The 5,853-nt window shown below is 47.8% G+C and carries 7 protein-coding genes; 2 read left to right on the top strand and 5 right to left on the bottom strand.

From position 1 onward, the window contains the following. Positions 1-76: 76 nt before the first annotated feature. From JGK20_RS32490 to groES, 4 genes are all read right to left on the bottom strand, one after another. Positions 77-370 (bottom strand): hypothetical protein, encoded by a 294-nt coding sequence (locus JGK20_RS32490; protein ID WP_293233558.1) that lies wholly within the window; start codon positions 368-370, stop codon positions 77-79. 28 nt (positions 371-398) lie between these two features. Further along, positions 399-1,400 carry an ATP-binding protein gene (locus JGK20_RS32485; RefSeq protein WP_293233556.1) on the bottom strand — a complete coding sequence of 334 codons (1,002 nt, stop codon included), beginning with the start codon at positions 1,398-1,400 and terminating at the stop codon, positions 399-401. Positions 1,401-1,517: 117 nt separating this feature from the next. Then, positions 1,518-3,155 carry a chaperonin GroEL gene (gene groL / locus JGK20_RS32480; protein WP_293233554.1) on the bottom strand — a complete coding sequence of 546 codons (1,638 nt, stop codon included), beginning with the start codon at positions 3,153-3,155 and terminating at the stop codon, positions 1,518-1,520. 143 nt (positions 3,156-3,298) lie between these two features. Beyond that, positions 3,299-3,610: a co-chaperone GroES gene (gene groES / locus JGK20_RS32475; RefSeq protein WP_194008182.1), complete on the bottom strand. Its 312-nt coding sequence runs from the start codon at positions 3,608-3,610 to the stop codon at positions 3,299-3,301. 296 nt (positions 3,611-3,906) lie between these two features. On the opposite strand from groES, the gene JGK20_RS32470 reads away from it, so the two are divergent. Beyond that, entirely contained in the window at positions 3,907-4,344 is a 438-nt protein-coding gene (locus JGK20_RS32470; RefSeq protein WP_293178992.1) for a ferredoxin, read from the top strand. 650 nt (positions 4,345-4,994) lie between these two features. Then, positions 4,995-5,642: a response regulator transcription factor gene (locus tag JGK20_RS32465; protein WP_293125294.1), complete on the top strand. Its 648-nt coding sequence runs from the start codon at positions 4,995-4,997 to the stop codon at positions 5,640-5,642. A 23-nt stretch (positions 5,643-5,665) separates the two neighbouring features. On the opposite strand, the gene JGK20_RS32460 is transcribed toward JGK20_RS32465, so the two are convergent. After that, positions 5,666-5,853: hypothetical protein (locus JGK20_RS32460; RefSeq protein WP_293233552.1), on the bottom strand; the 188-nt coding region annotated here is incomplete at its 5' end.

The following is a 5,853-nucleotide window of genomic DNA, read 5'->3' as shown; positions in this document are numbered from 1 at the left end:
CGAGAAGCTGGAGAAACAAATATGGCACAGGCACAACGGCTCGCTGGCTATGGTCTAGACGTTTTGAAGAAGCTGTTTAGAATGAAATAGCCCTGGCATCGAATGCAGTAGGATCAATCTGTAAAATGATAGGTATAGCTTTTTCAGGAAGTGGTGGCTTTTCCTCTTCTTCTCTTGTTTTTTGACTATCTTGCCAATAACAAATTAAGGAGTCTAAAGAACTCTTTAATTTACTTCCATGTCCTTGTCGATTGCTTGTATTCGTAGATGTTATTGCATTTGGTTTGCCTCCTCCTTGTGGACTTGCAGCAATTCCTGCTCTTTCAAACTTGAGTTGAATATGCGGAAATCTATCAGAACGTTCAACCATTTAGTTTTCCTAACACCAAAAATTAAGTTTATGCAACCTTGATTTCTTTAATCGCTTCTTCCAAGTGTTCGTGAATCACGAGCTCCTCTCGCTCAAGAATTGCCCGTTTAGCAGCATCTTGTGCAACCCTCACGGCTTGAGCAGCCGAAAAATCTCTCATCTGCTCAATGAGTACAGGCCAGTTAATAGAGCCGACTTCAATAGCAGATAGTGTTTCTTTTAGGATAAATTCTAACTCTTTTTCTCCTGGCTTTGGTACTTCTATCAAATCATCAAATCGTCTCCAAAGTGCAGTATCAAGAGATTTAGTGAGGTTTGTAGCTGCTACAATCAGACCAAAAGTTGGTTCATATTCATCCAAAATTTGAAGAAATGTATTTACCACTCGCTTAATTTCTCCTACTTCCTGATGGTCTTCTCTAGATTTAGCAATTGAGTCGCATTCATCCAGGAACAACAAACATGGACTTTTTGATGCTTCTTCAAAAACCAGCCTCAAATTACTCGCCGTTTCGCCTAAAAAAGATGATACCATTGCATCAAATCGAACTTTGAGAAGTGGTAAACCTGTATTCCAAGCTAAACGCTCTGCTCCGAGTGTCTTACCACAGCCGGGGAAACCGTACAGAAGAATTTTTTGTCTGTAGCGGAGTCCGTGATGAGCAAGCCTATCTCTTGCTGCATACTCACGCTCAATTCGCTGGAAACGTTTTTCGATAACTTCAGGAAGCACCATATGATGCCGCAATTTTTCCCTTGCTATGACAGTCACTAAAGGAAGATTTAATCGCTTACTCGTCGGTAGTTCGCTTAGAGCTTGTCGGCTTTCTGTTACTGGCGAAGCTGTTTTGCTGTTAGAGATCGATTTTTCTTTCGGGCTCTTTTTGGAAATATTCTCTAATTGGTCGGCTAACAGGGTGTGTCCCTTCTGGCGTTCTTCCTGAATGACTAGGTATGTGAGTTTGTCGATCGCCTCAGTGTCGGCACTGGCGATCGCCCTAAATAATCTTTTGAGAACTTCTGCTTTCATAGCGCCTCCCAGTGTACTAGAGAGAACGCTATTATAACTTGATTTATTAATCAACTAATTAAATAAAATAAAGTAGGTGGGGGCGCTACCGCCCTCACCTACTTTAAAAACTATCGATTAATAATCGAAGTCGCCGCCGCCCATGCCGCCGCCGCCAGAAGCAGCGCCTTCTTTGGGTTCAGGCTTGTCAACGACGATGCACTCGGTTGTCAGCACCATGCCGGCAATAGATGCGGCATTTTGTAGAGCAGAACGAGTTACCTTCGCAGGGTCAACGATACCAGCTTCAAACATATCGACAAACTCATTTGTCGCTGCATTGAAACCAACGTTAAACGGCTTTTCTTTGACGCGCTCAGCGATGACAGCGCCATTCAAACCAGCATTTTCAGCAATCCGCTTCAGGGGAGCAGCCAGAGCCCGTGCCACAATCAAAGCACCGGTCAACTCTTCGCCCTTCAGGTTGGCATTAGCCCACTCTTCCAATTGAGGAGTTAGGTGAGCCAAAGTTGTACCACCACCAGGAACGATGCCTTCTTCGACAGCAGCTTTGGTTGCGTTGATCGCATCTTCAAGACGCAGTTTGCGATCCTTCATTTCAGTTTCGGTAGCTGCGCCGACTTTGATGACTGCGACGCCACCAGCCAATTTGGCCAAACGTTCTTGCAGCTTTTCTTTGTCGTAGGAAGATTCGGTTTCGTCCATTTGACGGCGAATTTGTTCGCAGCGAGATTTGACTGCGACTTCGTTACCTTCGGCAACAATTGTCGTGCTGTCTTTGGTGATGGTGATGCGGCGGGCTTTGCCGATCATGTCCAGCTTGGTGTTTTCCAGTTTCAAACCGGCGTCTTCGGTGATCAGTTGACCGCCGGTCAATACGGCGATATCTTCTAACATGGCTTTGCGTCGATCGCCAAAACCAGGTGCTTTGACAGCAGTTACATTCAGCACACCGCGCAGTTTGTTGACAACGAGGGTAGCTAGAGCTTCTTTCTCAATGTCTTCTGCAATGATCAACAGCGGGCGGCCGGAACGAGCTACTTGTTCGAGCACTGGTACTAAGTCTTGTACCAAGCCGATTTTCTTGTCTGTCAGCAAGATGAAGGGTTCTTCTAGAATCGCTTCCATCCGTTCGGTGTCGGTGACGAAGTAGGGAGAAATGTAGCCTTTGTCGAAGCGCATCCCTTCGGTGATTTCGAGTTCGGTGGTCATAGACTTCCCTTCTTCCAGGGAAATTACGCCTTCCTTGCCCACTTTGTCCATTGCATTGGCAATCATTTGGCCGACTTCATCGTCGTTACCAGCAGAGATTGAGCCGACTTGAGCGATGGATTTGGAATCTTCTACTTGTTTGGCGTGTTCGGCAATCTTTTCTACCAAGAAGCCGGTTGCTTTGTCAACACCGCGCTTGAGGGCGATCGCATTTGCACCAGCAGCTACGTTACGCAGACCTTCTTTGACCATTGCGTGAGCCAGAACGGTAGCAGTTGTGGTGCCGTCGCCTGCTGCGTCGTTGGTTTTGGAAGCAGCTTGACGGATCAAGGCAACGCCTGTATTTTCTACGTGGTCTTCGAGTTCGATTTCTTTGGCGATGGTTACGCCGTCATTGACGATTTGAGGAGCTCCGAATTTCTTTTCGAGAACCACGTTACGACCTTTGGGGCCGAGGGTAACGGCGACTGCTTCGGCGAGAATGTCCATACCGCGTTCGAGGGCGCGACGTGCATTTTCGTTGTAGATTATACGCTTAGCCATAGTTTTTGGGGATGAGAGGGTTTGAGATTTTAGATTGGGGATGGATGGCGAGTCATTTGTCTTGTGTCATTAGTTTTTTGGCGGCGTTCGCTTTAAACTAATGACTAATGACTGATGACTGATGACTGATGACTAATGATTAATTAGTTGACGATCGCCAGAATATCTTTTTCGGCCAACAAGACGTATTCGTCAGTGCCGAGTTTGATGTCGGTACCGGCATACTTCGAGTAGAGAACTTTGTCGCCGACTTTGACTTCCATTTCAACGCGCTTGCCGTCGTCGTTGCGCTTGCCGGGGCCCACGGCCGCGACTTCGCCTACTTGGGGCTTTTCCTTAGCTGTGTCGGGTAGAAGGATGCCGCCGGCGGTTTTTTCTTCGCTAGCGCTTACTTTCACGAACACGCGCTCGCCTAGCGGTTTAACGGTAGAAACACTCAGTGATACTGCTGCCATAAATAAATCTCCAGATTACAGATCCTAGTCAGTTAGCCGTCAGTGGTCGCGATGAAAGCAACGGCTGACTGCTTACACTGACATATTAGCACTCTCGACTCCTGAGTGCTAATTTAGCTTTAGTAAGGGGCGATCGCAACTTATCTGTCTGTACGGGTTCCCGAACCGAGGATGAGTGGGGGAATGGGAGAGTGGGAGAGTGGGAGAGTGGGAGAGTGGGAGAGTGGGAGAGTGGGAGAGTGGGAGAGTGGGAGAGTGGTGATGAGTTTCGATCGCTAATTAATTATTATTAACGAATGAATAAAATATCTGAAAATAACAACGATGAATCTTGCAGCCAAGGCTTGAGCGCTTGCGTCCAAAGCCTGGGAATAGAGCGAATTGAACGGCATATTTTTATCTGTGCCGACCAAACCGTGCCCAAGTGTTGCGATCGAGAAAGCAGTCTGGTGGCTTGGAATTACTTAAAAAAACGCTTGCAAGAATTGGGGTTGGACAAGCCAAAAGCCGATCGGCAAACCTGCATTTTTCGGACTAAAGCTAACTGCCTGCAAGTGTGCGCGTCTGGCCCGATTATGGTAGTCTACCCAGACGGAGTGTGGTATCGCGATGTTACTCCCCTCGTCATGGAGAGAATTATTCAGGAACATCTGATCGGCTCACAGGTGGTTGAAGAATACGCTTTTTTGACTCATCCTTTGCCGGAGCCTGCTGAGGCGAAAGCAGATATTTAACTATAGCGCGGTGAAAAAGCACAGCAGGATAAGTAAGGTGTTAGGTTTAAGACGGTAAAGTAGAGAGCGTGAGCGCGTTGGGCGATCGCACCTGCGGATCGATCGAACAACTGTACTCTCCTACCTGTTTCTGGTAGTCTTGCTTGTCGCTGTGTGTTTTTTTAAGAGGTGTATCGAAGCAGTTCGATCGCCCTCTGGCGAGAGTTTGCCGAAAAGTTTCTCAGTAGCAGACATCCGGCAGTTTGCCAAACTACACTAGAAATAGTTAAATACGTAAGTAGGGAGCCTGCTTAAATTTCTCTATATCAGAAGTATCATTTAAAACCGGGGCATCAACTTGCAATTGAACCGATCGAGATTAAATATTTAACTTGGGCTAGGGAGCGTGAGTCTTCCATCAATCAAGGCCGATCGTGACAGGCGATCGTCCATTACAGGTTTTGGCTCCGTTCCAGGTCGCAAGACATTCACAAACGGGCATCGAACACTGGGAGAGGAAGCGGTAATACCCGCCCCGCTTTCCCCTCACCGCCATCCCTTCACCCCACCGCCGTCCTCAACCCCCAACTTTCCCGGGCTGACACTGGACTGACGGAAAAAACAGGAGTGAAAAACAAGGAATTGTGCGGGATACTCTAGCGGGAAGAAACATGAAGGACAATAATTCAGGAGAGCAAAAACGGCTGATGCTGGTTGACGACGACCCGAACTTGATCTTGCTAGTCAAGGATTACTTAGAGTTTCGGGGCTACAACGTCATCACAGCAGAAAACGGCAGACACGCTCTAGAAAAACTCGAACAAGAAGTCCCCGATTTGATCATCTGTGATGTGATGATGCCAGAAATGGACGGGTACACTTTAGTCAAACACATCAGAGAAGACCCGCGCACGAGCTGGATTCCGGTTCTTTTCTTGTCCGCCAAAGGTCAAAGTTCCGATCGAGTAAAAGGCTTGAGCACTGGAGCTGATGTTTATATAGTTAAGCCTTTTGAGCCCGAAGAACTGGTAGCCCAAGTAGAATCTTCTCTGAAAGCAGCATCCCGCTTGATTCGTCACTCAAATCCAGGTATAGAGAGCGGCCCGAAAATTAAGGCGCGCCGCAATGTCGAATTGACTCCCACTGAGTTAAAGGTGGTACAGTTGCTAGCGCAGGGTATGGCAAACCGCCAGATCGCAGACGTGATGAATGTCAGCCAGCGCACTATAGAGAGCCACGTTAGCAATATGCTGGGCAAAACAGGTCTGCATAACCGGACAGAGCTAGCTCGCTGGGCCCTGGAAAGCAAAAAGGCTTGAGTTTAGGCTCTAGCGCTGTGAAATTAGGGGAGAAAAAGATACTGCAATCCGATTCGGTATGCTTGCTGGGCGATAGGGTGGTTGGCGTGGTAGTTTCGATCCCCATTAAGCTTGACCGAAAAACGAGGCGCAAGCCCCGTCCTTTTAAGGCTGGGGTCTAGCCGATTAGCGACTTCAGTCGCCTTGGAGCGAGTGCGCGGCTTCAGCCACA

It is taken from the genome of Microcoleus sp. PH2017_05_CCC_O_A (assembly GCF_020738785.1).
Classification (GTDB): domain Bacteria; phylum Cyanobacteriota; class Cyanobacteriia; order Cyanobacteriales; family Microcoleaceae; genus Microcoleus.
Note: the sequence above shows the minus strand (reverse complement) of the source record. Positions and strands in the feature narration are given on the sequence as shown.

Excerpts from the sequence above, each read along its gene's own strand:
- JGK20_RS32490 (WP_293233558.1), bottom strand. The coding sequence starts at position 370 with ATGGTTGAACGTTCTGATAGATTTCCGCATATTCAACTCAAGTTTGAA.
- JGK20_RS32485 (WP_293233556.1), bottom strand. The coding sequence starts at position 1,400 with ATGAAAGCAGAAGTTCTCAAAAGATTATTTAGGGCGATCGCCAGTGCC.
- groL (WP_293233554.1), bottom strand. The coding sequence starts at position 3,155 with ATGGCTAAGCGTATAATCTACAACGAAAATGCACGTCGCGCCCTCGAA.
- groES (WP_194008182.1), bottom strand. The coding sequence starts at position 3,610 with ATGGCAGCAGTATCACTGAGTGTTTCTACCGTTAAACCGCTAGGCGAG.
- JGK20_RS32470 (WP_293178992.1), top strand. The coding sequence starts at position 3,907 with ATGAATAAAATATCTGAAAATAACAACGATGAATCTTGCAGCCAAGGC.
- JGK20_RS32465 (WP_293125294.1), top strand. The coding sequence starts at position 4,995 with ATGAAGGACAATAATTCAGGAGAGCAAAAACGGCTGATGCTGGTTGAC.